Origin of the sequence: Paenibacillus sp. FSL R10-2748, from assembly GCF_038005565.1 — a bacterium.
In the GTDB taxonomy this organism is placed as follows: domain Bacteria; phylum Bacillota; class Bacilli; order Paenibacillales; family Paenibacillaceae; genus Paenibacillus; species Paenibacillus polymyxa_B.
On sequence record NZ_JBBOTK010000008.1, the window covers coordinates 53,325 to 76,435 of the forward strand.

A 23,111-nucleotide genomic window follows, 5' to 3' on the forward strand; every position below is an offset into this window, starting at 1 on the left:
CTAAATCTGGTATAGGCAACAAAGGGATGGCGATCTTGCGGGATCGCCCTTTGCTGCTTATGTGTAGGACTACGACATTTGGAATAGATATGTGGTTAATAATGAATATACAATAGCAATTATAAGACGGACGACAAGGAGGTGACGATGTGGTCAGCATTAAAGATATCGCCAAACAGGCGGGCGTTTCCATATCTACCGTTTCATATGCCTTGAATGGTAGCGATAAGGTAACAGAAGAAACTTGCGCACGTATTTTAGCGATTGCCAAAGAGCTTAACTATGTGCCCAATGCCGCCGCACGTAATCTCAAGAAAAGGCAGACCAAAATTATTGGCGTTTTCCTGACTGATTTTCGTGGAGACGTTTATGGAGATTTACTGTATGGCATCAAGGAAATTTTAAACCGCAAGGGCTATGATCTCATCGTATGCAGCGGTAAGCAATCTCACCGAATGCTGCCGGAACGCATGATCGACGGCGCCATTGTGCTGGATCAGACGTTTGATAGTCAGGAGCTACTGAACTACGCCGAGCGAGGACATAAAATTGTCGTGTTGGACCGTGAACTGAATCATCCTAACATTAACCAGGTGCTGCTGGATAACAAAGCGGGCGCCGCTCTCGCAATCGAACATTTATTGGAATTGGGACACCGTAAGCTATATGTGGTTACCGGACCAGAAGGTTCTTACGATTCATGGCAACGGATGCAGGCGGTCAAGCAGACCATTGAGCGTAGCGGCGTCGCTGAAATGATCGAAATTGACGGCGATTTTGAGAAATCGGGTGGCGAACAGGCGGCTGAAATCATTTTGCGGCAACAAGATGGCCCGGGTTCGGAACCTGTAGCCGTATTTTGTCTCAATGATGAAATGGCAGTGGGCTTTTACAATCGAATGGCTCAATCAGAACTGACAATTGGCAAGGATATTCATATCGTCGGCTTTGATAATATCGAGCTGGCGCAATATATTCAGCCTCGTCTGACAACGATTGACTATTCCAAACGTAAATGGGGCGCTGTAGCTGCCGAACAAGTTCTCAAAATCATTGTCGGGGAAGACGTGGAGCATGAACGTTTATACGTTACGCTTGTCCAAAGAGAATCGGCAGGCGCAGCATTCATCACCCAAGATCAACAGAATCTGTGATGAACAACGCAGAAGTAACCTGCTTGCCAGCCTCAAAAAAAGAACTTCCATAGTCCCAGAACACGGGTTGGAAGTTCTTTTGGTTATACTTTTTTAACCTAACAAATCCTCAATTAAATTCGTCAACGACCGTAAGGGATTGCCAATCGTTTCCCCCGTCTCCAGCTCCACCTGTAACGCAGCATCAACCATAGACAACTGTGCTACAGCCAGACCTCTGCTTGGATCAGCCTTCCTCAGCTCATACAGCGAACGGACCAGCAATTCCTTATACTCGTCTTCACGTCCCTGCATAATCAGTTGAAAAGCGTCCTCCACCACCTTAACCTCTATCCAAGAAGAGATATCTGGTTTGCCTAACAGAGCAGCCGTATGATAAAGACGCTTCATCGTTCCCTCTACAGTAGCCGGATTCGTGAATACCAAGGTCCGTGGCAGCAAATCATCGCATATCTCATGAAAAAAGGGCTCATCCAGCGCAATTACTGGTGTAGACATGGTCAATTGAGCCTTTTCTGCCAAAACGATATAATTCGTGCACGTTATCAAAATAACGTCTATGTCGCTTTGGGCAATCCAGCTTAGTTGCTCTTCTACCTTGCGACTGGCATCGTCCGCAGAAAAATGCGGGTCTGACGAGATCCGGCGCATAAGCCCAGGGTCCACAAAATGTATCAGCTCCACCTCATAAGAAGCAAAAGCTCGTTCCACATAGGCTATGTTCGAGTGATGTGCATGCAGGCAGCCCACACGTTGCTTCAAGCCTTCCATCGTTCAACCCCCTGTTATATGTTTGCATCATTTTAACAGGAACAGGACGGTTGGGAAAGCGTGCAATCAGGCCATACCCCAAACGCACTTTTTCTTAAAACTTGCCGTTTGTATTTTTCCACTCTGTTTTAGCTGGAACCTCCTGAACTACGTCCCAATGTTCTGCTACCTTACCGTTCTCTACCCGGAACAGATCATAGACAGCGGCTGAAGTTCCCTTAGATGATGTCAATTCACTCACAACCAGCACGAAGTTGCCTTCTCCAATAACCATGTGAACCTGACCATATCCAAAAGAAGCTCCTTGGCTTCCCGCTGCGGAAAATGCTTGCTTCAAATTGGATACACCGTCACCAAAAAGAGGATTATGCTGGATGTAATGATCACCGTTATAGTAGCTTTCCAGTGCGGCGCGGTTCTTGCCAACCAGGATATCATCCACAAACTTGCGGATTAACGTTTTGTTCGTCTCGGTTTGGTTGCGATCTGTTATCTGTGTTGTTCCGTCAATCATTGTACGTCCGCTTGGATTAGCTGGAGCCGAGTCCTGAATATTGTCCCAATGCTCAACAATTTTACCATTGCTATCGAAGCGGAAAATATCAAAAACAATGCTCGTTTTTCCTGCAATGGACTCTTTATAATGAACCGCTACATAATTGCCATCCTGAATTACACGTTGGATTTCAACCTGTACATTGGCTCCCTTCGACTGGCTAATCCCTTGCAGCAAGGCATCTCTTCCGCTGGCAAAGCTCAGATTGTGCTGAATGTACTGATCTTTGCTGATCCAGGTCTCGGCCGCTTTCGTATCTCCGGTTTCAAAGCTTTTCACGATTTCAACGACCTTATCCTTATTACTCACCCCGATTTGCACCGTTTGGCTGGCCGGGTCCCAAATCACTTGCTTGCCCCATGCTTCTTTGACGACATCAACCGGTACATAAGTTACCCCTTGTTTGGTCAATAGGGTCGAGGTGGATAGCGGTACCTTAATCCCGTTGATTTGCGCTTCCGGACTGCCTGACACCAGTACAACCGTCGCCTGATCATATCGGATAGTCGTGCTTTGTCGCGCCGTATTGAACGTAATATGCTTGGCATCCATTGGAATTCCCAAACTGGAGGCCAATTGTCTCAAGGGAATTAAGACCTGCTTATTTCTCACGATAGGAGCAATTTTGTAAGCCTCCTTCTTGCCATCTACCCAAACCTGAATACCCGTAGTAGGTTTTACCTCGGCTGCTAAAGCCGGTACAGCAGAAGACAGAACAAGCAAACCAGCGAGTGCAGCAGTAACCGTATGTTTTTTCATGAATGTGAACCCCTCTCAACCTATAAAATAAAATATGGAAGACAATTTTCTTTTATGTAACTTATATAGTTACACCTAATCGCAAAAAGCAACTTTTCCCCGCCTATCTAACTTTAAACCCCATTTAAATCTTTTGAAACCTCAATAACCCTCCTTTCAAAAATTTATAATTGTACTGCTACAATGCAAGCCACAAGCCTTAGAATAAAGGATATGGGGAGCAATAACAATGTGTGATAACTTGCTAATTGCCGAAACTCAAAAAAAGCGGCTCCTATCACCAAGCGAATAAACGCTTTTTGAATAGTAAGCCGCTGTTAACCCCATTGCTATTGTTATACGGATAACGTTCTCCGAAACTTGATAAAGCTCCCGATTCGCCAGATTGAGATATACACCAGCGCCATCGTAATCGCCAGCATACTAACTTCAGACGTACCCAGACTACTGAGGTACTGGGTCAAAACAACGCGAATCAAGATAATAGCGATAATAATATATTTAAAATATTGGTTCGGCTTGGGATAAATAAGACCGTCATCCCGTCTTTCATACGCCGTATGCAGCAAAATAACATAGCCAAACAGAGCCCCTAATAGCCCGGCAACCAGCAGTTCCCAAAAGGCGGGGGGCGCATACGTTTGACCGGGAATATGCATTAATTGGTACACAGACATCATCATAAGCGGGAATGCGATAAACAAGGGGAGCAGAAGCCGGATTCCGTTTCCTTTTACCGGCCCCCCTCGTCTTTTGGTTCTCAACCAGATCATCAGCCCCACCAAAACAGCCAACAATGCATATATAAATATCGTCGTCATGGTGAAACTCCTTCCTCATATATCCTATAGATATGCTAGCCTAAATCGACAGTTTTTTCTCCAATAGATAAGCGCTCAAGCGGATTAATACATATGCAGCAACCCAACTGATCAACACCGCAATCGGGAAATGCCAGGTAAAAGAAAACCATTGTCCTGTTTGAACATGATCAAACTGCTCATAAAGCCCCTGATCGCCTGACCAATAAAAGACACTCCCGCCACCCATCAAAAGAATCCAGAGTATCGGGCTAATCGGCCGCAAGGTGCTGTATTTGGTACTGGCCGTCAGCAGACCCAGCGCAATAACCAACGGTGTGAAGGCGATAATCATCACAAACCAGTTCAATCCAGCTATAATAAAGGACGCTGCATCCGCAAACGTATAAGGCTGGATGGTGGATGAGATGAACAGCGCGTACAGAGAACCTACCACAAACAGGGACAAGGTCACGACCACGGCTTGTAAAATAGCAGCAATCCATTTGGCGCTAATCAGCCACATACGCGGATAGGGCAGAGTCAGCCACCATCCGTAGGTGTCATTCTCCCATTCTCTTCTCAGACTTCCCACACCCATGAAAATGATCATGTACGGCAAACCCAGGGTGACATACCACAGCCTTGTCAATTCGAGTTGGTTATGAAGTGCGAAATACAAGGAAATAACGAACGCCGCAATTAGAAATAATGAGAAATACACAAGTCTCCACGATCTCGGTAGTCGATTGCGGCTCTGCTTTCTCCAGCTTCCTTTATTTCGAAATTCATGGCGTATCAAATCTTTGAACAGCCCTGATGAATTCACGCCTTCCACTCCTTTTTGTACAAATTGCGGAACACCTGATTCAGCGAGCCATGCTCTGCACGCAGATCGTCCGAATCACCAGACCATATAACCCGTCCGCGGTCCATCATGACCGTGTAGTCAAACAAGCCTTCCACTTCCTGAATATCATGCGTGCTAATGAGTATAGACTGCTGGCGACCCTCCAAATAATCAATAATCCCAGCCACAATCGCCTCTCTGGAGAGGACATCAATGCCCGCAAACGGTTCATCCAGGATCATGAGCGGAACCTCACGCGCCAGACATAAAATCAGTAGCACACGTGCCTCCTGTCCGCGACTCAACCCGGCCATTTTCAACTCCAACTCCACGTCCATATGATCAGCAAGTTTATAAGCATCTTTTATATTGAAGCCAGGCAAAAAGGATTCCCCCCACTCCAGTGTCTGCTGCACCGTATGATTGGGGTACCAGCGAGCCCGGTCAGGCAGGTAGGATATACCACGATTGGTTTCCCAACCCGGCTTTTGCCCCAACACCTGAAGCTCGCCCCCATCTGGCCGAATTAATCCGGTGATTGCTCGAAAAAAGCTGGACTTCCCACAGCCATTGGGTCCAAGCACCCCTACAATGCGTCCCGCCGGAATGACGACATCCAAGTGGTCCAGCGCTTTTTTACTTTCATATTGCTTCGTCAGATGACTCGCAACCACAATAGATTCCGTCATGCCCCTTCGCCTCCTCCCTCGTCATTTCCGTCCTGTTTGCTTCTTATATACTGCTGTACATCTTCCCACGATAACCCCAGGCTGCTCATCTGTCCGAGAAACTGCTCTATATATGTTATGGCCAATTGTTCCCTAAAGCTGGCAATCCGTTCACTGGACGAAGTAACATAAGTGCCTAACCCGCGCCGCTTCTCAGTCAATCCGTCCCGCTCCAGCTCCTGATACGCCCGCATCACAGTATTTGGATTCATGCGTAATTCCTGCGCCAGATCACGAACAGATGGCATTTTACTTCCCATTTCGATCTCCCCTTTAGCAATGGAGCTTCGTACTTGATTTAATATTTGTTCATATAATGGCTGGCTGAAGTCAATTAAAAATCGGAACGAGCCAACCCGTTGTTCTTCCATGGGTGTTTCCCCCTAATCGGCTGCATCTATTGTGCCTGTAGTGTATTATATCACTTAATACACGTAATACAAGTACCATCTTACTAAAATGTTAGTCTCGCTCTCCAAATTTCATTCAGTAAAAGCTCAGCTTGCACTCAGATAGCATTCAAGTTGATCCCTTATGATGTATCACGTACCAAACAAACCATAACCGAAAGGTGGAAAATGAAGATGAAGAGCACCAAGAAAGCAATTTTGGCCGGAACGATGGCCTTGGCATTTTTAGGAGGCGGGGCACTGTACTCCACAAGCGCAGCCCATGCTGCTTCAACTACACCTGAGAAGGCTCCCATCGCAGACAAAGCACAGACACCTAAGGGTAACCCCGGCGATGCTAACGGCCCTAAAATCGCAGGAGGAAACTATGCTGAGAACAAAGCTCTCCTGAAATTATTGAAATTGTCCTCCAGTCAGTTGGATACACAGTTGAAAGCAGGTAAATCCCTTGCTACGATCGCCAAAGCACAAGGCGTGAGCGTAAATTCCGTTATTGATGTGATGGTTTCAGATATGAAAGCGAAACTGGCTACGGAAAAACAAAACGGCAAGATTACAGCAACTGAATATAACCAACGTGTCTCTAATCTAAAAAAAATGATGACAGATATGGTGAATGGCGTAAAACCCTCCAAACCACCAGTAGATGGCGGTAAAGCGGATGCAGGTAAAGCTCCTGCCCAAGGAGATGCAGCCAAGGCTCCTGCTAAAACCAATGCAGCTAAAGCCTCTGCTAAGCAGAAATAGCTAAAGCCACCCATGTATAATAAATCTCTATCCGGCTTCCCTGTACGGATAGAGAAATCAATAAGCCTGTCCCCTGCTGCGATACAACATAAGGAGACAGGCTTATTTGTCATGTAAACAAGATAATATGTGGTAGACTAACATGATCCAGAGGTCATTTTTCACTAAAATTCATAATAAGGAGAATGTAATGAAAATAAATAAACAGGAATTTGATATACGAGGAATGAGCTATACGATCAGATCTGCCATGATTCAAGATGCGAAGAATTTGTCTGAAATCCGTTTGCTAATTGATGGAGAGACTGAAAATTTAGACAGAGAGAAGGGAGAAGCGTTTATAAGTACATCCGGTTTTGAACAGCTCATTGAATCAGATACAGAGAATAACAGAAACCTATTTTTAGTTGCGGTAGTTCATGATAAAATCGTCGGCTTTTCAAGATGTGAGGGCCATGTTCTGAGCAGATTCTCTCATAAAGTTGAATTTGGCGTATGCGTACTAAAGGATTTTTGGGGTTATGGGATCGGGACGAATCTTTTAAAAAAATCTATTTCTTGGGCTGACTCCAATGGCATCAAGAAAATAACTCTACAAGTTTTGGAAACGAATGATAAAGCCATTGAGCTCTATAAAAAACATGGATTTGAGATCGAAGGGTTATTAAAAAACGATAAGGTTCTTTCAGATGGCAAATACTACAACACCATAATCATGGGGAGATTTCATAAATAAAAAAAGACCCTGTTCAACAGGATCTTTCATCTTTGTATCGCCACACATCCCCTAGTAGCGATAATCATCATAAGGATTGCGATTACGATACTGATCACGCGGCTGCTGGGCTGCGGTAATCATCAAAAATATGCCTGAGATCAAATGCATCAACCAGCCCACAATCGGAATCCATCCAATAACCGAGGTCACGATCCCTAAAATAGATCCATAATAAGACTCTCTATTCGTCACCGATAGCACCAACGTAACAATGTGGAAAATCAGCATAAAGAACAATATAGTATACGCGGAATTTACGACGAGCAGCCCGCCCAAAACGGGAATAGCTAAAAACAGCTCCAATCCGCCTGTAATCCATTTTAATGTTTTTGATGGTGTCATTGTTCCACTCTCCCGATGCTGTTTCATTCCATAATTATATCCCATCCCTATCTAGGATGACATACATTTTTTAACATAATATATGCTTATATCGTGACAGTCTCATCCCTTTTTCGAATGAGCTAAGCCCTGGCTACATATATGTGAGAGAGAATGAAATTTCGTGATTTCTAAAGGGGTGAACACGATGGGATATTATATTGAGGTGGAACGCGGCGTGAAGCTGTATGTCGAGGATATTGGAGAAGGCATCCCTGTTCTGATGGTTCACGGCTGGCCGCTGGATCACCGAATGTACGAATATCAGGCCGCCTTGTTGCCTGCTTACGGGTATCGCTGTATTCAGGTTGATCTTAGGGGGTTCGGCAAGTCTGATCGACCATGGCATGGATACAATTATGATCGATTGGCGGACGATCTGCTGGCTGTTATGCAGGCGCTTCAGTTAAACCAGGTACGGCTGATCGGTTTTTCGATGGGGGGAGCTGTGGTCACACGCTACATGAGCAGGCACCGGGGATTTGGCGTCAATCAGTTGATCTTGATCGGAGCAGCTACGCCCCGATTCACCCCAACCAGCGACTTCCCTTACGGTACTCCTGTCACAGAGGTAGATAAACTCATCAAACAAGCCTATACAGATCGTCCACAACTGGTAACTTCTTTTGGCGAGATGTTGTTTGCCAATCCCGTTAGCCAGAGCTTACGCGATTGGTTACGTGATCAGGGTTTCGCGGCTACAGTTCATAGCATGGCTTGTACTTTGTATTCACTGCGTGACTCTGATTTGCGCGCTGACCTACCATGTATACACGTGCCTACTTGGATTCTACACGGCAAGCTGGATCGGGTCTGTCCTTTCCCCCTGGCTGTCCAAACTCAAAAAGGAATTGCCGGATCAAAGCTTATTCCTTTCGAACGAAGCGGGCACGGTGTATTTTACGAAGCGCTACCCGAATTTAATTCTATCTTACTGAGCATACTAGCCCCATCCTCCACACCATAATTGAAAACCTGTTCATTCTTATGTATAATTCATATTTATAAAAAACAAAAAAGACGCCTCAGCGCCGTTAATGGCTATGGGGCATCTTTCACTACAAACATTTATCCGTTTAGGATTGTTTGGTATGATTAAAGCTCGTATTATTTAAAACAGCCAGCTTTTTCTCGCCCTTCACCATGGCAGAACCGCAAATGGGGCATGTCGGCTCGACAGAAAAAGCGAAGTTATCCCGCATCCAGCCGTTACATGTATCGCTGGCGCAATTCCAGACAGTTGTAATTTCCTCAGGAATCTCATCCATTGGCTTTTTCCGTGAATTGTACATAAACATCCCTCTTTCTTCATGATTTATAAAGCGATAAGATGTAATCAGTTCAAAAACGGTCTTGTGAACAGATAAAAACAAATGCCCCAAACGCTATGTTCGGGGCATCTGAAGTAGGCTGTAATTTTAAATTACAGTTTTACAACGTTCTCAGCTTGTGGTCCACGGTTTCCTTCAACTACGTTGAATTCTACGCGTTGGCCTTCGTCCAAAGATTTGAAACCTTCGCCTTGGATTGCGGAGAAATGTACGAATACGTCGCTTCCACCTTCAACCTCGATGAAACCGAAACCTTTTTCTGCGTTAAACCATTTAACTGTACCTGTTTGCATGGAATTACCTCCAAAATGTATTTATATGACCTTTATTTTTGACAAATAAAAATTCACATATTGCACAAGGTTATTTCAACCTAAAACAATAACCCTCTACAATATGTGAATCTCAGGTCACAATTTCAATATACTCATATTACCATAAGTGTATTGAAAACGCAAGCACTGGTGAATTTAATTTATGCAGAGTGCTTATGTCTTCTATTGCTGCTTCAAAGCTGTGTTCATTCGGCGGGAGTGAGTCATTAACGCCTACTTAAAACATTATATCCGCAGTTGCTTCCTATTATACCAGCAATCAAGAAATAAATATACAAAACATTGTGCAGGAGACGAACTTCTTACTAAAAGCTCATCTCCTGCGTTTATTTGCTCATTTTGAATTACAATTCTGCCAGTGCTTTAATTTCCTCTGCTGTCAGCGCTTTGTTATACAATTGAACTTCATCCAGGCTGCCATTGAAGTAAGCATCGGCGGCAAAACGGCTTTTGCCAAGATAAGCTTCGCTCGTCAGCAACTCATTGGGATTAAAGGTAATGCTGTCATTAACGGCTACTTCCTCACCATTTACATACAGCTTTCCTGTATTCCCTTCCAGTGTAACCGCTACATGCGTCCACTGGTTTAGAGGTAATGATGATTTGGAAAGCAAGCTTTGATCCGTACCCTCATGGATTGTAAATTGGAGCACACCGTTTCCTTGGGAAGGGGTAAGAAACATATGCCGGGCTTGGCCGTTGCCGAAGTCAAAAATCCGTTGCCAAGCTGCACCGCCCTTCCAGTTCACCCAAGCGGAAAAGGTAAAATCCTTCGCATCTGTTACTGTATTTGGTAGTTGCACGTAACCATCCTTACCGTTTAGGACAAGCGCACCGCCAAGCTTCCCGTCTTTATCCCATGCAGCACCACCATAGGTCTTACCATTGAATTGATTGTATGTGCTGTCGACAACCGAAGTTCCTTGATCTTCACTCCACGAATAGCGTGCGAGCTGAGGACCTTGGGCCTGCCCGGGAACAATGGCTGTAAAGTTTTTCTTAGCTGTGGCTTTGTCCTTTTTGATGGTCGCTGTCAATGTAACTGTTACAGGCTGAGAGCTGGCTTCTGGACGGTATACTTCACCTGTCACAGAAATATTCTCCGGGTGGGTGGATTCCCATGAAATAGTGGTATCTTGTGCTGCTTGAGTAGGTAGCGTCAGATTATAAAGAACATTGCTCGTATCGCCCAGGCTCAGATCCTTCTGCACAGCAGCTACAATCTTGCTGGCCTTCAGGTCAGGCTTTAGCGAACCCCATACCGCAACACCCTTGGAGGACAACGCGGTAAAAGCAAGCGTCTTGGCACCTGTGTCTGGATCACGGTGCCGCAGGAATACACCTTTGTACTTCGTGCCCTCTGCTGTAATTTCCAGCTGATTGCCTGCCCCCAACTTCCATGTACCGTTCACTCCACCAGACAGCTTGCCGCCACTATCCAGACTGACGTTAACGGCTTGCTTAATATTTGCCGAAATTTCCTTCCCGTGATTTACATACGAATATTGACCGAGGACATCCTTTTCTGACAGCTTTTTCAGTGAATCTTCATCTCCCGAATAACGATAAGGAGCAACCACAGGCCAACCGTCAGCGTTCATGAACATTTCATGTACCCGCACTTCAAACTGTTCGCCTCTCCCCGGTAAACGGGAATGGAAAATGACAAAATGCTTTTTCGTCTTGGGATCATAATAAGCCGAGTTGTGTCCGGGTGACACATAACCTGCACCCAGTCCAGTACCCGGATCACCAATTTCTCTTGGAATCAGGTAATTACCTATCAGTTTGACACCGTATGGTTCAATGGAAGCGTCATCAAAAAGTGGTTTGTCAGGATTCGCCTTGACCTTGATCATATCATTGCCTTCAGCATCGTAGAAAGGACCATCCGGTGTTTTGGACCGAGCCACCCGCAGGTTGTATCCGCCATCCGCTGACAATCCACCATAGGACAGGAACAAGTAATAGTAGTCCGTTTGCGGACTGTATTGTATGTACGGCCCTTCCATACGAGCATGATTACCGCCTGTCAGCTTTTTACCGTAGCCTTGACCAGGGAGCGGCTTCCCTGTTTTTTCATCCATCTGCATAATGAAGATGCCTCCTGAGTAGGAGCCATATACCATCCACAGTTTGCCGTTCTTATCATAAAAGGTGTCCGGGTCTACGGCATTTGGATGCTTGGTTGCGTCATAGATCGTCCCATCCTCACTCGGTTGGTCCCACATGCCGGATTTTAGAAAAATGCCTTTATTCTTATAAGGCCCTTCAATTTTATCAGCAACTGCTAGGCCCATTGCTGAACGAGGTGAGTCACCCTTGCAAGCGTTATAATACATATAGAACTTGCCATCTGCCAGTTGAATGACATCAGCTGCCCACAGGGTGTCTGTCTGTGCCCAATCCAGTGCTTCCTTTAATTCTTCTTTGACGTTGGGAATCAATGCATTACCATTCGCCACTCCTGTAGCAATCGTATCCCAATTCATGAGGTCTTTGGACTTGGCAGCCGCCAGATGTGAGCCGAAAATATAAAATGTGTCTTTCACTTTCAGGATGGATGGATCATGTACGGAAGTCTCCTTGAAAGAGACAGCCTTTTTACTTTGAATTGAAAAGTTTTCTAGGTCTTGAGCTTGAAGGGAAGTTTGCCCCACATTTTGAATTCCATCTGTATCTGAATTGAGTGTTTGCTCGGCGCCTACCAAAGAAGCAGGCAACAACAGCGCACCTGCCAGTGAAGCTGCTGTTACTTTACGAACAAATGATTGCTTCATAAATCAATCTCCTCTCGTTTTGAACATCCCTGATAACATAAAAAAATATTGAGAAAGCGGTCAGGATTATGTTTGTATTAACTTCTTCAGCCTCGAATTTAATGTTGCTCATCCCTCCTTTTTCATCATTAAAGCGCTTTCACTTGATTTGAAAATAAAAGCACCTTCTGTTAAGAAGGACGTTTCAAACCTAGCGGTTAACCGTACCTCTATATTATTCAATGGATATGGAAAATTCAATATGTAATTTTATATTTTTATAAATTATTCATCGAATTATTAACATTAATAAATGTATTGCGTAAATTTCTAGTTTAAAGTTATAATTTTACAAGTAAAATTTTATATGTTTCCTGCCGATATACCTAAAAGGACAATTTTACGGATACTGTAAAGAACCGTTTAGATTTTATAAGGAGGTGAAAAATATATGCAATGGTATTTAAATGCATTAAAAAACTATGTAGGATTCCAAGGTAGAGCAAGACGTACAGAGTATTGGATGTTTATCCTATTTAGTGTAATCGTTAGCTTTGTAATCAGTCTGATCGATAGTCTTGTTGGCTTATCACCGATATTGACTTACATTTATTCTTTGGCTGTCCTGCTGCCATCCTTGGCCGTCCTGGCCCGTAGACTGCATGATACAGGCAGAAGCGGATGGTGGATTCTAATCGCTCTGATTCCTCTGGTAGGGTCAATTATTTTGATTGTATTCACATGCCAAGACAGTCAGCCTGGCGACAATAAGTATGGGAAAAACCCTAAATTGTAATGGTTGTAGATGTCTAAAACCTCTTTCACTTTTGTGAAGGAGGTTTTTTTCATATCTGTATCTCCCCCATCGAAATTTCAGCAGTAAGTTTATCTGGAGACCCCTGCGTCCATACTGGATTAAAAAGTATCCTCAAAGAGAGGGAGAACGTTCATGCGTTTTCGGAAAAGAACCCCCCCTAACAAAGTTAAAAAGCCGCCAGTCCAGCACAGCGAAAGTAAGTCTGAGCATTCAGGAGAGCAGCTCAGTGCGAATATCGGAAGCAATCTTCAGCAAATCAGACAAGCACTCGGTAACAGCACTGACATCATCATAAGAGAAGTTCGTATCGGCAAAGATGGTGACCAGCTCATTGCAATTCTCTATACGGACGGTTTGGCGGACAAAAATATAGTCTCCGACTTCATTATGGAATCGATGATGCTGGATAGTAGCTTGTCCAGAGACGTAGAGTGCAGGCTCCAGAACTCCTCTAGTGTCATGCAAGTATTGAAAGATTATGCCCTAACCATTGGAAGCATCCGGGAGATTATCGACTTTGAAACCTTATATAACGCGCTGTTGTCCGGGGATGCTGTCATTTTGATTGACGGTGAGACACAGGGAATAGTAGCCAGCGCACGTGGATGGAAGGATCGCGGTGTCACCGAGCCTGCCTCGGAAAATGTCGTCCGTGGGCCGCGGGAAGGATTTTCTGAGACACTGCGCACGAATACGGCATTGATTCGGCGTAAGATTAAAGATCCGAATTTGTGGCTGGAAACCAAACAAATCGGTCGTGTAACCCAGACCGAAGTCGCTGTCATGTATATCAAAGGGATCGTGAACCCTAAATTGGTCGAGGAAGTGCATGAGCGATTGAATCGCATTGATGTAGACGGCATTCTCGAAAGCGGTTATATCGAGGAGTTAATCCAGGACGAAACTTTCACCCCTTTTCCAACAGTATATAACTCCGAACGTCCAGACGTCATCGCCGCCGAGCTGTTGGAAGGAAAAATCGCGATCCTGGTGGATGGGACCCCGTTTGTGCTTGTCGTACCTGCGCTGTTTGTTTCCTTCCTGCATGCGGCGGAGGATTATTATCAGCGTGCGGACATCAGCAGCTTCATCCGGGTTCTTCGTTACACCGGAGTTTTTATCTCCCTGTTAGGTCCGTCCCTATATATTGCCATCACTACGTTTCATCAGGAAATGCTGCCGACCTCACTGCTGATCGGTCTGGCAGCACAGCGGGAGGCCGTTCCCTTCCCCGCCTTTATCGAAGCACTCATGATGGAATTAACTTTTGAAATATTGCGGGAAGCTGGAGTTCGTATGCCGAAGTACATCGGGGCAGCCGTCTCTATCGTAGGCACACTCGTCATCGGGCAAGCTGCCGTCGAGGCGGGCATCATATCTGCAGCAATGGTTATTGTCGTATCGATTACGGCGATTTCAAGCTTTGTTCTCCCTGCCTATAATATGTCCATCGCTTTTCGTATGCTGCGGTTCCCCTTGATGGGACTTGCCGCTTCCTTTGGGCTGTTCGGGATTATCGTTGGAGGCATTGCCCTGGTCCTGCATATGTGCAGCCTTCGTTCGTTCGGTGTTCCCTATATGACTCCTTTTGCACCTCTAATACCGACGGACACCAAAGACACCATATTTCGGTTTCCTCACTGGATGATGACTTCACGTCCACGGTTAGTCGATCAGAAGAATGTCAAACGTCGAAACAGCGCTCCACCTCGCAAATCAAGGGAATAAAAGAAAAGAGAAACAGTCGGAAAGGAGTGGATAATCATGAAGCGGAAGATAGCGATTCTGTGCCTGATTCTTGCACTCGTTTTACTTCTGACGGGCTGTTGGAATCGCAGGGAGTTGAATGAACTTGCCATCGCCGTTGGTATGGGGATTGATAAACAAGGAGATCAATTCCGGGTCTCTCTCCAAGTGGTGGACCCTGGAAAAGCATCGGCCAAAAAAGGAGCAGGCGGTGGTGCTCCAGCCACCTTGTATACAGAAGAAGCGGATACCATATTTGAAGCGATCCGAAAAATAACAACGATTAGCCCCCGGAGAATGTATTTTTCTCATCTGCGTATATGTGTAATCGGTGAATCGATGGCCACCGAAGGAATGGCGAAATCTTTAGATTTACTCTCCAGATATCATCAGTTCCGAACCGATTTTTATATTGTAGTGTCCAAGGGCACTAGTGCGGAGGATACGTTAAAAATTATGACGCCCTTAGATCCGATTCCCGCAAACGACCTTTTCTCCTCTCTGGAAACATCACAAAAAAACTGGTCACCCAGTACGACAGTAACTTTGGATGAATTGGTATCAGCACTCACCAGTGAAGGAATGCAGCCTGTCTTGACAGGACTCCGAATCGTTGGCAATAAAGAAACGGGAGAAACAAGCGGCAATGTGCAAGAGATCGCCCCATCCGCCCGATTACAGTATTCCGGACTTGCTGTATTTAGAAAAGATCGATTAATCGGGTGGTTAAATGAAACTGAAAGTAGAGGCTACAATTTCATCCGCGGCAAAGTGCAGAGCTCTGTCGGCTTTGTAGCTTGCCCCAGAGGCGGCAAAGTCGTTTCGGAAATCATTCGTACCCAAACAACTATAAAAGGGAACGTTTATAGGGGGGAGCCCCAGGTCAATATAAAAATGCAGGTTGAGGCCAACGTGGGAGAAGTCGAGTGTAATGACCTGGATCTGACCCAGGTGGGGACGATTTATGACATTGAGAAGAAAGAGGAAGAAAAGATAGAAGAGATTATGAAAATGGCTGTCAGAAAAGCTCAAAAATCATACAAAGCTGACATTTTCGGATTCGGTGAAGCCATTCACCGCGCTGACCCGAGAACCTGGAAATCCATTAAAAAAAATTGGGATTATGAGCACTTTGCAGAATTACCCGTAAATATCAAGGTCAATTTCAAGATTCGGCGCTTGGGCACGATTGGCAGCTCATTTTTGAATGATATTAAGGAGTAAATCCCTTGTCAGATACGGCGGGGGATCTGGCTCCTGTATAGAACCTTACCCTACAAAAGAAGGTGTTTCCCAAGATGCTATCTCATATGGTGAAAGTTCTGGGCATATTACTAACCGCTGCTGCAATCAGCTTGATCGAGGTCCCCTACATGTGGAAAAAGGGGTTAAAAAAAGAGCTTTGGTTATTCTCCATCCTTCTCCTTTTTGCCGTCGGAATTTGCTGCGCCAAGGCATTAAACTGGCTTATTCCAACTCCTCTGGATTGGATAACAGCGGTATATAGACCTTTCAGTGATTTCCTGACCCATATCGGTCTAATAAAATAAGACGAGGTGAAATAGGTGCCCGCACAGATCAAAATCTCAGCACGCCAAATTATGATATTAACGGCTCTATTTACGATCGGGAGTGCAATCCTCATCATTCCTTCAGGCATGGCGTTGGTAGCCAAACAAGATGCGTGGATTGCCGCGCTCGTCGGGGTCGGGGCCGGGCTCCTTGTCTTGTATTTGTACAGCAAGATTGCAGCTCTGTATCCAGAGATGACTCTGATTGGGATTATGGAAACCCTGCTCGGAAAATGGTTAGGCAAAGCCGTCGGTCTTCTGTTTTTCACCACACTTTTCATCAATGCTCCCGCTCCCGTTTTATTTTATTTAGGGAATTTTATGACTACTCAAATGATACCAGAAACACCAATTCTAGCGGTAAATATCCTTTTTGCGCTTATTATATTGTTGGCTGTTCGGCTGGGCCTGGAAGTGCTGGTCCGTTCTGCCGAACTGATGTTTCCGTTATTTACTCTTCTTTATATTTCTTTTACAGGTTTAGTGGTGTCCAATATTAAATTAGAAAACATTCAACCTGTATTAGAGGCGGGATTGGGACCTATTTGGCCTGCTGCCCTGTCCTTTGTTAGCACTGTGTTTATACCTCATATTATTCTGCTCATGATCTTCCCGGCTTCTGTAAATCGTTCCGATCAAACCCGTAAAGCTTTTTTCATAGGCAGCCTAATTGGCGGATTAATGTTGGTCGTGGTGGTTGCACTGGCAGTTTTTGTATTAGGTCCTGATTTAACGGCAAGAAATATTTATCCTAGCTATGCGTTAGCCAAAAAAATTAACATCGGCAATTTTTTACAGCGTATCGAAGCAATTATGGCTACCATGTGGTTTATTTCACTCTTTTTCAGAATCACGCTGTACATGCACACTACTGTGACAGCAATAGCCCAAATCTTTCGTTTGAAAAACGACCGGCAACTGGTGCTTCCTCTCGGGATGATTTTAGTCATCATGTCCGTCATCGTGTATCCCAATGTCCCATATCAACAAATCTATGATACAAAGACGTGGGTTCCTTATTCACTATCAATCGGGTTGTTTCTTCCCTTACTGCTGCTCAGTATACATGCCCTGAAAAGGTTGGGGACAAAGAAGAATAACAAGCCGGATGATAAACGTGAAGATAGAGGTGAAGATGGTGCCTAAGCAAGTTAAAATCTCCACACGGCAATTGTTGATCTTAACGATATTATTTACAATCGGCACTGCAATCCTCGTCATCCCTTCCGTTATGGCCGCCACTGCTAAACAGGATGCATGGATCGCAGCACTCGTCGGAGTGGGCTCCGGGCTGCTGTTGATATGGCTGTACAACACGATTACCATCCTGTATCCACAGATGACCCTGATTGAAATCATGGAGACCCTTTTGGGCAAGTGGTTGGGGAAGTCTGTTGCTCTGCTGTTTATGGTTATGTTTTTTCTGGGGGGTCCTGCTGCGGTGTTGTATGATTCGGGGAATTTTTTGACTACTCAAATGATGCCGGAAACGCCGATGCAAGCGGTCAACATCCTCTTTGCGCTCATTGTATTGATGGGCGTGCGCCTGGGACTGGAAACGGTAGCCCGTTCTGCTGAACTATTGTTTCCCTTGTTCATTTTGCTGTATACAGCTTTTGTCATTTTAGTCGTATCCAATATCAAACTGGAGAACGCCCAACCGATGCTGGAGAAGGGAGGCGGACCCGTTTGGTCTGCCGCCTTGTCCTTTATTAGTATTGCGTTTCTGACCCATATTGTTTTTCTCATGATTTTTCCGTTTGTCGATCAGCCCGATCAAGCGCGCAGGGCTTTTTTAACAGGGGGACTGATTGGCGGGTTGATTCTGGTTGTGGTCATTGTATTGGCCGTTTTGGTTTTCGGCCATGAATTAACAGCAAGAAGTATGTATCCGAGCTATTCATTAGCCCAAAAAATAAACATTGGAAATTTTCTTCAGCGTATTGAAGCGATCATGGCCGCTATGTGGTTTATTTCGCTCTTTTTCAGGCTGGCTCTGTATATGCAATCGATTATGATAGCCATTAGCCAAATCTTTAATCTAAAAGATGATCGTCCGCTGATCTTCCCTATCGGAATGATCCTGATCGTCATGTCGGTGATCATATACCCAAATGTCCCATACCAGCAATCCTGGGATGCAAAAATATGGACACCTTTTTCCTTATCTATGGGCCTTTTTCTGCCTCTGCTGCTGCTCTGTATGCATGGGATACGAAAAATCTGGTCAAAGAAAAAAATAGGGACCGAAGGATAGATCACATCCATCGTACGAGCCCTCCTACGAGCATCGATGAAATTTTTTTGCTGTTACCTGTTTACATCCTCCTCTTTTAGTTTATTTTAAACGAGTATTAAGCTGGCGCTAAGATTGGGTGTGTATGATGTATATTAGAATCTGGTAATTACATAAAGCCGGATCGGCTAAAGGCATAAACATTACTCCCGTTGGATATCCATATAAGGCTCCACCCTGGCAGAAATTGAATGAAACACAAAGGAGATTTACACTTATGAATCGAAAACGAATTATGGTCATTTGTACACTGTTGCTGGCGTTATCTATTGGGCAGTCTTCTACTTGGGGAAGTCGGGCTAATGCTGCTACACTGGCTCCAGAGAGAGCCCCTCAGGTACAGGATAATGAAGCTTCCAAGGATGATGAACTTTTGAAAACACTGGGCGCATCCTCGGATGAGCAATTGTATGATGCGTTATATAACGGTCAAACCTTGGCAGATATTGCACAATCCAATAAACAGGACGCACAGGCTGTTGTTGATTTACAGGTAGCTCAGTTAACGGAGCAGTTGGATCAACGACTGGCCAATAAGAGCATTACGCCTGAGCAATACGAAGCCCATAAGGCAGAATTGACACAGGTCGTTGCTAAAAGTGTGTTCGGGCTGTAAGCAGTGACACACTTGGCCCGCTTTACGCCGTAGTCCATGACCCCTCAGAGGTGCTTCCGAATTCATGTCAAAAAGGCGCTCTCCGATGGGATGAGCGCCTTTTGGCTGTCTGTATTTTGTTTTAACTTACACTTGATATACTCGGATCAAGTTCGTAGTACCTGCCTCAGCGACAGGAACACCTGCCGACAGAACTACAGTATCCCCTTTATGGATATATCCTGCATTCAGGGCGTTACGGATGGAGGATTCGAACATTTCATCCGTTGTAGCTACTTTATCCCCTTTGATCGGGAACACACCGGATAACAGGCAAATTTTAGCGAATACCGTATTATTCGGAGTAACCGCAATAATAGGTGCCTTCGGACGATATTTGGATACCATACGTGCCGTAAATCCGCTGGCAGTCGACGTAATAATCGCTTTCGCATCCAGCTCCAGGGACGAACTCACCGCTCCCTGACTAATCACTTCGGTAATGTTGGTGCTTTGACGCGCTCTGCGCTTATCGAACTGCTCCTGATAATCGAATTGTGATTCTGCTCTGGCAGCTACAGCGGCCATGGTCCGTACAGACTCGACAGGATATTTACCTGCAGCAGATTCGCCCGACAGCATAACAACATCGGCTCCTTGCATAACAGCATTAAACACGTCACTAACTTCGGCTCTCGTCGGACGTGGGTTCACCTGCATGGATTCCAGCATGTGGGTAGCTACGATAACGGGCTTGCCGACCAGATTACACTTGTCGATCATTTCTTTTTGCATCACAGGCACATCTTGAATCGGCACTTCGACGCCCAGATCGCCACGGGCTACCATAATACCATCGGAAGCTTCGATAATATCATCCAGGTTTTCCATGCCTTCAGCATTTTCAATTTTGGAATAAATTTGTACATGCTCAGCATGATGTCCCTTCAAAATTTCACGGATTTCACGGATATCGTCGCCTTTACGCACAAAAGAAGCCGCAATAAGCTCAACACGCTGCTCCACCCCAAATTGGATGTGCCTCACATCTCGCTCCGTCACGCCTGGAAGGGTCGTATGAATCCCTGGCAGGTTTACACCTTTTCTTGGCTTCAAAATACCGCCACTTACAATATTACAAATCATTTCCGTACCCTCGATGGAGGTTACAGTCAGATCAACCAAACCGTCGTCAATGAGAATGCGGTCGCCTGGTTTGATGTCCTTCGGCATATCCGGGTAATTCACTGAAATACGATGCTCGTCCCCTAGAATCTCTTCTGTGGTCAGAATGAGCTGGCTACCTGGTTTCAACAGACAAGATGCCTCTCTCAGCTTGCCAATCCGTATTTCTGGTCCTTTAATATCCATCATGACAGGTATAAAGGTATTCATTTCCTTCGCAGCCTGCCGCACATTTTCGATACGTTTAACGTGATCTTCCAGTTCACCGTGAGCCATATTCAAGCGGGCTACAGTCATACCAGCCTGAATCATTTCTTTTAACAAATGAATGGAGTCACAGGCAGGTCCCATAGTACAAATAATTTTCGTTTTAAGCATAGTAATGTCATCCTCCTGAATGTCTTTACTGTATGGTTTTCTATTCCACTTTGCTTCTCTATCTACATTAAACTTATATGGCTCTATTCTACCTGTACCCGTGCACCAAGACTATGAACTATAGTATGATGAATGTACTACAGTATAATGAATGTTGAAGACATCGGGGAGTGAGTTTCGTGATTACATTGGTGGATATACGGCAGGACAACGGTGTGGACTGGTATGAAAAGGCTAGTGCAAATAGCGACAACGATGACTTACTGTTCATTTTGGTCACCTTTGGCAAATGTGTATATTGGGTGAACGATTGCAAATTCATTCTCGGTAAGGGTGAAACACTGCTTTTACCCGGTCATCTGGATTACTATGGCAAGAGCATTCCTACGCTTTTTCATACCAAGTATGTGATACATTGCCGCAAAACATGTACGAACAGCACACTTCCCATACTGAATACTGACAAGCCGTTGTTGATCAAACCTGGATGCTACGATATGCTGCATGAACGGATCAAATCGATGTACTTTCAATGGACTGAACACCCAAGCTACTACACCATGATGGCTGACTGTCTGCTGACCGAGGCCATGATATATATGAATCAGGAATGGGACAAAGGCGCCATTTCTTGCGATCGAGAGCGACATGTAGAACATATGAAACAGTATATCCAGAACCATTACCGGGAAAAGGTAACCAAGGAGGAGCTTGGCGACGCCATCCGTAAAACCCCCAATTATGCCGCGACGCTGCTGCGTGAGGTAACACGCCAAACGATCAGTGAGCATGTACATACACAACGTATTAAAACCGCCATCTACATGCTGACCGAGTCCCGGCTAACGATTCGTGAAATTTCGGAGTATGTGGGATATAGTGATGTTTCCTATTTTCATCGAATCTTCAAACGGTTGACAGGCTGCTCGCCGTCCGAATTTCTGGATGAACGTTCCTCAATCGTTTAGAACTACAGAAATAGGATTATGGGAAGATGATACGAAGCAATTTTAAATTTGAAGCTAGAAAAAAGAACGCTCATTTTTTCGAGCGTTCTCTGGGAAAATTAGTTTTCTTCCTCTTTTTTTTCGTAGGTGAAATTTCTTAAAATGACCTGCTTTGTTTTAGTAGTTATTTCTTCCCCCTTATTATCCAAATTTGCAACCTGATCGCTTTGAAACTTGTTTGGGACCTTAACGGGATAAAAATCTCCGTGCTCAGTTAACAGGACATGGGGTTGTTTAGATTGAGCTAGATGAGTTAGTTCTTTCTTTCTCTCTGGTGAGAGCCAGTTAGAATCATCGGTTGCCTTAGTCTCAGTTTTGGTTACACTGGTTTTAGAATCGCCGGTTACTTTAACCTCAGTTTTAATTTCATTAGCAAAAGTTTGGCTTTGAATGACGGTTATAACCCCTCCGATAAGAACAGTTAGACCTAAGACAACAACACTTGTTCTTAGTCGCTTGTTCACACGCACACACCTCCCTTCCCAAAAGATGTATTACGTATTTTAAAAAATATTAGTATTACAACGAGTTCATAAAAAAACATAATAATCGTTAAATAAAATAGTATTAAAACGTAACGTATCCATTTCCTGAAATCGTATAATCATTGAGGTTAAGTACCATTACCTGATATTGTCCAAAACCTGGAGCTTTAATTTGAAAATCCCTATTTTCATCTGTATATCTTCCATAAACGGCAAAAACCTCTCCCAGATAATTTTTGTTCACGAGCAGGTAACCTACTTCAGGGCTAGACCAAGAACTACCATCTGCCCATTGTACTACATGGAAATTCAGGATAGCTGCGTTATTAACCGAAAACTTATTAGAGTAAATAGCCCCATCGTCTCGAGAATGGTGACTAAATGACCATGCTCCCAATGACATAGGAGAAATCTTTTGATCGAGTTGAGTCTTTTCTTTTTCAACAGCAATTGATTCTATGGGTTTCGCATTTTTGATAACTTCATTATATTCTTCAAGCGTCAAACCGCTCAATAGTGAATCCGAATTAGCAATTGAAGAATATGCTGGAAAAAAAGACTGTGGGGAAGATTCTTTAGCCGATGAAGAGGAATCTGCATAGGAGCTTGCTGGGGTCAATCCGATGGCTACCAGCATGACAACTAATCATAGTTACAAGAAATTTTTTTCAC

25 protein-coding genes are annotated in these 23,111 nt (G+C 44.6%); 12 read left to right on the forward strand and 13 right to left on the reverse strand.

All coding sequences use genetic code 11. The features are described from left to right. Positions 1-149 precede the first annotated feature (149 nt). The gene (locus NSS66_RS21185) at positions 150-1,154 is read left to right on the forward strand and encodes a LacI family DNA-binding transcriptional regulator (protein ID WP_340959706.1); all 1,005 of its coding nucleotides are present in this window, start codon (positions 150-152) and stop codon (positions 1,152-1,154) included. A gap of 93 nt (positions 1,155-1,247) precedes the next feature. Here NSS66_RS21185 and NSS66_RS21190 read toward each other — a convergent pair whose 3' ends face one another. The 6 genes from NSS66_RS21190 to NSS66_RS21215 all read right to left on the reverse strand — a co-directional run bounded on the left by NSS66_RS21190 (position 1,248) and on the right by NSS66_RS21215 (position 5,989). After that, entirely contained in the window at positions 1,248-1,925 is a 678-nt protein-coding gene (locus tag NSS66_RS21190; RefSeq protein ID WP_340959708.1) for a hypothetical protein, read from the reverse strand. A gap of 94 nt (positions 1,926-2,019) precedes the next feature. Beyond that, a complete protein-coding gene (locus NSS66_RS21195; protein WP_264454279.1) occupies positions 2,020-3,240 on the reverse strand; it encodes a stalk domain-containing protein in 1,221 nt (406 codons plus the stop codon). Between the two features lie 335 nt (positions 3,241-3,575). After that, on the reverse strand, positions 3,576-4,061 hold the full coding sequence (locus tag NSS66_RS21200) for a CcdC protein domain-containing protein (RefSeq protein WP_279835023.1): 486 nt from the start codon (positions 4,059-4,061) through the stop codon (positions 3,576-3,578). 40 nt (positions 4,062-4,101) lie between these two features. After that, a complete protein-coding gene (locus NSS66_RS21205; protein ID WP_023986612.1) occupies positions 4,102-4,869 on the reverse strand; it encodes an ABC-2 transporter permease in 768 nt (255 codons plus the stop codon). Further along, on the reverse strand, positions 4,866-5,579 hold the full coding sequence (locus NSS66_RS21210; RefSeq protein WP_023986611.1) for an ABC transporter ATP-binding protein: 714 nt from the start codon (positions 5,577-5,579) through the stop codon (positions 4,866-4,868). Before NSS66_RS21210 ends, NSS66_RS21205 begins: the two co-directional genes overlap by 4 nt. Continuing rightward, positions 5,576-5,989 (reverse strand): GntR family transcriptional regulator, encoded by a 414-nt coding sequence (locus tag NSS66_RS21215; RefSeq protein ID WP_258297472.1) that lies wholly within the window; start codon positions 5,987-5,989, stop codon positions 5,576-5,578. The genes NSS66_RS21210 and NSS66_RS21215 overlap by 4 nt, the downstream gene beginning before the upstream one ends. A 213-nt stretch (positions 5,990-6,202) precedes the next feature. On the opposite strand from NSS66_RS21215, the gene NSS66_RS21220 reads away from it, so the two are divergent. Together NSS66_RS21220 and NSS66_RS21225 are read left to right on the forward strand one after the other, a co-directional pair. After that, on the forward strand, positions 6,203-6,775 hold the full coding sequence (locus tag NSS66_RS21220) for a hypothetical protein (protein ID WP_258297471.1): 573 nt from the start codon (positions 6,203-6,205) through the stop codon (positions 6,773-6,775). 190 nt (positions 6,776-6,965) lie between these two features. After that, positions 6,966-7,511 (forward strand): GNAT family N-acetyltransferase, encoded by a 546-nt coding sequence (locus NSS66_RS21225; RefSeq protein ID WP_071559460.1) that lies wholly within the window; start codon positions 6,966-6,968, stop codon positions 7,509-7,511. A 51-nt stretch (positions 7,512-7,562) separates the two neighbouring features. Here NSS66_RS21225 and NSS66_RS21230 read toward each other — a convergent pair whose 3' ends face one another. Next, on the reverse strand, positions 7,563-7,895 hold the full coding sequence (locus NSS66_RS21230; RefSeq protein WP_013308359.1) for a hypothetical protein: 333 nt from the start codon (positions 7,893-7,895) through the stop codon (positions 7,563-7,565). Between the two features lie 187 nt (positions 7,896-8,082). Here NSS66_RS21230 and NSS66_RS21235 point away from each other — a divergent pair, with 187 nt between their 5' ends. Next, entirely contained in the window at positions 8,083-8,901 is an 819-nt protein-coding gene (locus NSS66_RS21235) for an alpha/beta fold hydrolase (RefSeq protein ID WP_023986607.1), read from the forward strand. A gap of 109 nt (positions 8,902-9,010) precedes the next feature. Here NSS66_RS21235 and NSS66_RS21240 read toward each other — a convergent pair whose 3' ends face one another. The 3 genes from NSS66_RS21240 to NSS66_RS21250 all read right to left on the reverse strand — a co-directional run bounded on the left by NSS66_RS21240 (position 9,011) and on the right by NSS66_RS21250 (position 12,380). Beyond that, positions 9,011-9,226, reverse strand: coding sequence for a cold-shock protein (locus tag NSS66_RS21240; RefSeq protein WP_013308357.1), 216 nt, complete (start codon positions 9,224-9,226; stop codon positions 9,011-9,013). A 131-nt stretch (positions 9,227-9,357) separates the two neighbouring features. Beyond that, positions 9,358-9,558, reverse strand: coding sequence for a cold-shock protein (locus tag NSS66_RS21245; protein ID WP_007428290.1), 201 nt, complete (start codon positions 9,556-9,558; stop codon positions 9,358-9,360). Between the two features lie 386 nt (positions 9,559-9,944). Then, the gene (locus NSS66_RS21250; RefSeq protein WP_340959714.1) at positions 9,945-12,380 is read right to left on the reverse strand and encodes a LamG-like jellyroll fold domain-containing protein; all 2,436 of its coding nucleotides are present in this window, start codon (positions 12,378-12,380) and stop codon (positions 9,945-9,947) included. A gap of 430 nt (positions 12,381-12,810) precedes the next feature. Here NSS66_RS21250 and NSS66_RS21255 point away from each other — a divergent pair, with 430 nt between their 5' ends. The 7 genes from NSS66_RS21255 to NSS66_RS21285 all read left to right on the forward strand — a co-directional run bounded on the left by NSS66_RS21255 (position 12,811) and on the right by NSS66_RS21285 (position 19,405). Then, complete coding sequence (locus NSS66_RS21255) at positions 12,811-13,155, forward strand: DUF805 domain-containing protein (protein ID WP_023986605.1); 345 nt, start codon at positions 12,811-12,813, stop codon at positions 13,153-13,155. 153 nt (positions 13,156-13,308) lie between these two features. Continuing rightward, positions 13,309-14,904 (forward strand): spore germination protein, encoded by a 1,596-nt coding sequence (locus tag NSS66_RS21260; RefSeq protein ID WP_076295736.1) that lies wholly within the window; start codon positions 13,309-13,311, stop codon positions 14,902-14,904. A gap of 36 nt (positions 14,905-14,940) precedes the next feature. Next, positions 14,941-16,146, forward strand: a complete 1,206-nt coding sequence (locus tag NSS66_RS21265; RefSeq protein ID WP_023986603.1) for a Ger(x)C family spore germination protein — start codon at positions 14,941-14,943, stop codon at positions 16,144-16,146. A gap of 74 nt (positions 16,147-16,220) precedes the next feature. Then, positions 16,221-16,472, forward strand: coding sequence for a hypothetical protein (locus NSS66_RS21270; RefSeq protein ID WP_023986602.1), 252 nt, complete (start codon positions 16,221-16,223; stop codon positions 16,470-16,472). Positions 16,473-16,487: 15 nt separating this feature from the next. Then, positions 16,488-17,639: a GerAB/ArcD/ProY family transporter gene (locus NSS66_RS21275; RefSeq protein WP_023986601.1), complete on the forward strand. Its 1,152-nt coding sequence runs from the start codon at positions 16,488-16,490 to the stop codon at positions 17,637-17,639. Further along, a complete protein-coding gene (locus tag NSS66_RS21280) occupies positions 17,611-18,750 on the forward strand; it encodes a GerAB/ArcD/ProY family transporter (RefSeq protein ID WP_308457640.1) in 1,140 nt (379 codons plus the stop codon). Before NSS66_RS21275 ends, NSS66_RS21280 begins: the two co-directional genes overlap by 29 nt. Before the next feature lie 256 nt (positions 18,751-19,006). Beyond that, on the forward strand, positions 19,007-19,405 hold the full coding sequence (locus NSS66_RS21285) for a hypothetical protein (RefSeq protein WP_023986599.1): 399 nt from the start codon (positions 19,007-19,009) through the stop codon (positions 19,403-19,405). Between the two features lie 126 nt (positions 19,406-19,531). On the opposite strand, the gene pyk is transcribed toward NSS66_RS21285, so the two are convergent. Further along, positions 19,532-20,947, reverse strand: coding sequence for a pyruvate kinase (gene pyk, locus NSS66_RS21290; RefSeq protein ID WP_023986598.1), 1,416 nt, complete (start codon positions 20,945-20,947; stop codon positions 19,532-19,534). 179 nt (positions 20,948-21,126) lie between these two features. On the opposite strand from pyk, the gene NSS66_RS21295 reads away from it, so the two are divergent. Then, positions 21,127-21,915 carry a helix-turn-helix domain-containing protein gene (locus NSS66_RS21295; RefSeq protein ID WP_023986597.1) on the forward strand — a complete coding sequence of 263 codons (789 nt, stop codon included), beginning with the start codon at positions 21,127-21,129 and terminating at the stop codon, positions 21,913-21,915. 98 nt (positions 21,916-22,013) lie between these two features. On the opposite strand, the gene NSS66_RS21300 is transcribed toward NSS66_RS21295, so the two are convergent. Both NSS66_RS21300 and NSS66_RS21305 read right to left on the reverse strand, forming a co-directional pair. Further along, positions 22,014-22,418 carry a hypothetical protein gene (locus NSS66_RS21300; protein ID WP_023986596.1) on the reverse strand — a complete coding sequence of 135 codons (405 nt, stop codon included), beginning with the start codon at positions 22,416-22,418 and terminating at the stop codon, positions 22,014-22,016. 103 nt (positions 22,419-22,521) lie between these two features. Then, complete coding sequence (locus NSS66_RS21305) at positions 22,522-23,076, reverse strand: hypothetical protein (RefSeq protein ID WP_081391277.1); 555 nt, start codon at positions 23,074-23,076, stop codon at positions 22,522-22,524. Positions 23,077-23,111: the final 35 nt, after the last annotated feature.

Bases quoted from the DNA above. Each gene is read 5' to 3' on its own strand.
- NSS66_RS21190 (WP_340959708.1), bottom strand. From the start codon at position 1,925: ATGGAAGGCTTGAAGCAACGTGTGGGCTGCCTGCATGCACATCACTCG.
- NSS66_RS21215 (WP_258297472.1), bottom strand. From the start codon at position 5,989: ATGGAAGAACAACGGGTTGGCTCGTTCCGATTTTTAATTGACTTCAGC.
- NSS66_RS21270 (WP_023986602.1), top strand. From the start codon at position 16,221: ATGCTATCTCATATGGTGAAAGTTCTGGGCATATTACTAACCGCTGCT.
- NSS66_RS21235 (WP_023986607.1), top strand. From the start codon at position 8,083: ATGGGATATTATATTGAGGTGGAACGCGGCGTGAAGCTGTATGTCGAG.
- NSS66_RS21220 (WP_258297471.1), top strand. From the start codon at position 6,203: ATGAAGAGCACCAAGAAAGCAATTTTGGCCGGAACGATGGCCTTGGCA.
- NSS66_RS21200 (WP_279835023.1), bottom strand. From the start codon at position 4,061: ATGACGACGATATTTATATATGCATTGTTGGCTGTTTTGGTGGGGCTG.
- NSS66_RS21255 (WP_023986605.1), top strand. From the start codon at position 12,811: ATGCAATGGTATTTAAATGCATTAAAAAACTATGTAGGATTCCAAGGT.
- NSS66_RS21260 (WP_076295736.1), top strand. From the start codon at position 13,309: ATGCGTTTTCGGAAAAGAACCCCCCCTAACAAAGTTAAAAAGCCGCCA.
- NSS66_RS21230 (WP_013308359.1), bottom strand. From the start codon at position 7,895: ATGACACCATCAAAAACATTAAAATGGATTACAGGCGGATTGGAGCTG.
- NSS66_RS21265 (WP_023986603.1), top strand. From the start codon at position 14,941: ATGAAGCGGAAGATAGCGATTCTGTGCCTGATTCTTGCACTCGTTTTA.
- NSS66_RS21195 (WP_264454279.1), bottom strand. From the start codon at position 3,240: ATGAAAAAACATACGGTTACTGCTGCACTCGCTGGTTTGCTTGTTCTG.
- NSS66_RS21250 (WP_340959714.1), bottom strand. From the start codon at position 12,380: ATGAAGCAATCATTTGTTCGTAAAGTAACAGCAGCTTCACTGGCAGGT.
- NSS66_RS21305 (WP_081391277.1), bottom strand. From the start codon at position 23,076: ATGCTGGTAGCCATCGGATTGACCCCAGCAAGCTCCTATGCAGATTCC.
- pyk (WP_023986598.1), bottom strand. From the start codon at position 20,947: ATGCTTAAAACGAAAATTATTTGTACTATGGGACCTGCCTGTGACTCC.
- NSS66_RS21210 (WP_023986611.1), bottom strand. From the start codon at position 5,579: ATGACGGAATCTATTGTGGTTGCGAGTCATCTGACGAAGCAATATGAA.
- NSS66_RS21225 (WP_071559460.1), top strand. From the start codon at position 6,966: ATGAAAATAAATAAACAGGAATTTGATATACGAGGAATGAGCTATACG.
- NSS66_RS21245 (WP_007428290.1), bottom strand. From the start codon at position 9,558: ATGCAAACAGGTACAGTTAAATGGTTTAACGCAGAAAAAGGTTTCGGT.
- NSS66_RS21240 (WP_013308357.1), bottom strand. From the start codon at position 9,226: ATGTACAATTCACGGAAAAAGCCAATGGATGAGATTCCTGAGGAAATT.
- NSS66_RS21285 (WP_023986599.1), top strand. From the start codon at position 19,007: ATGAATCGAAAACGAATTATGGTCATTTGTACACTGTTGCTGGCGTTA.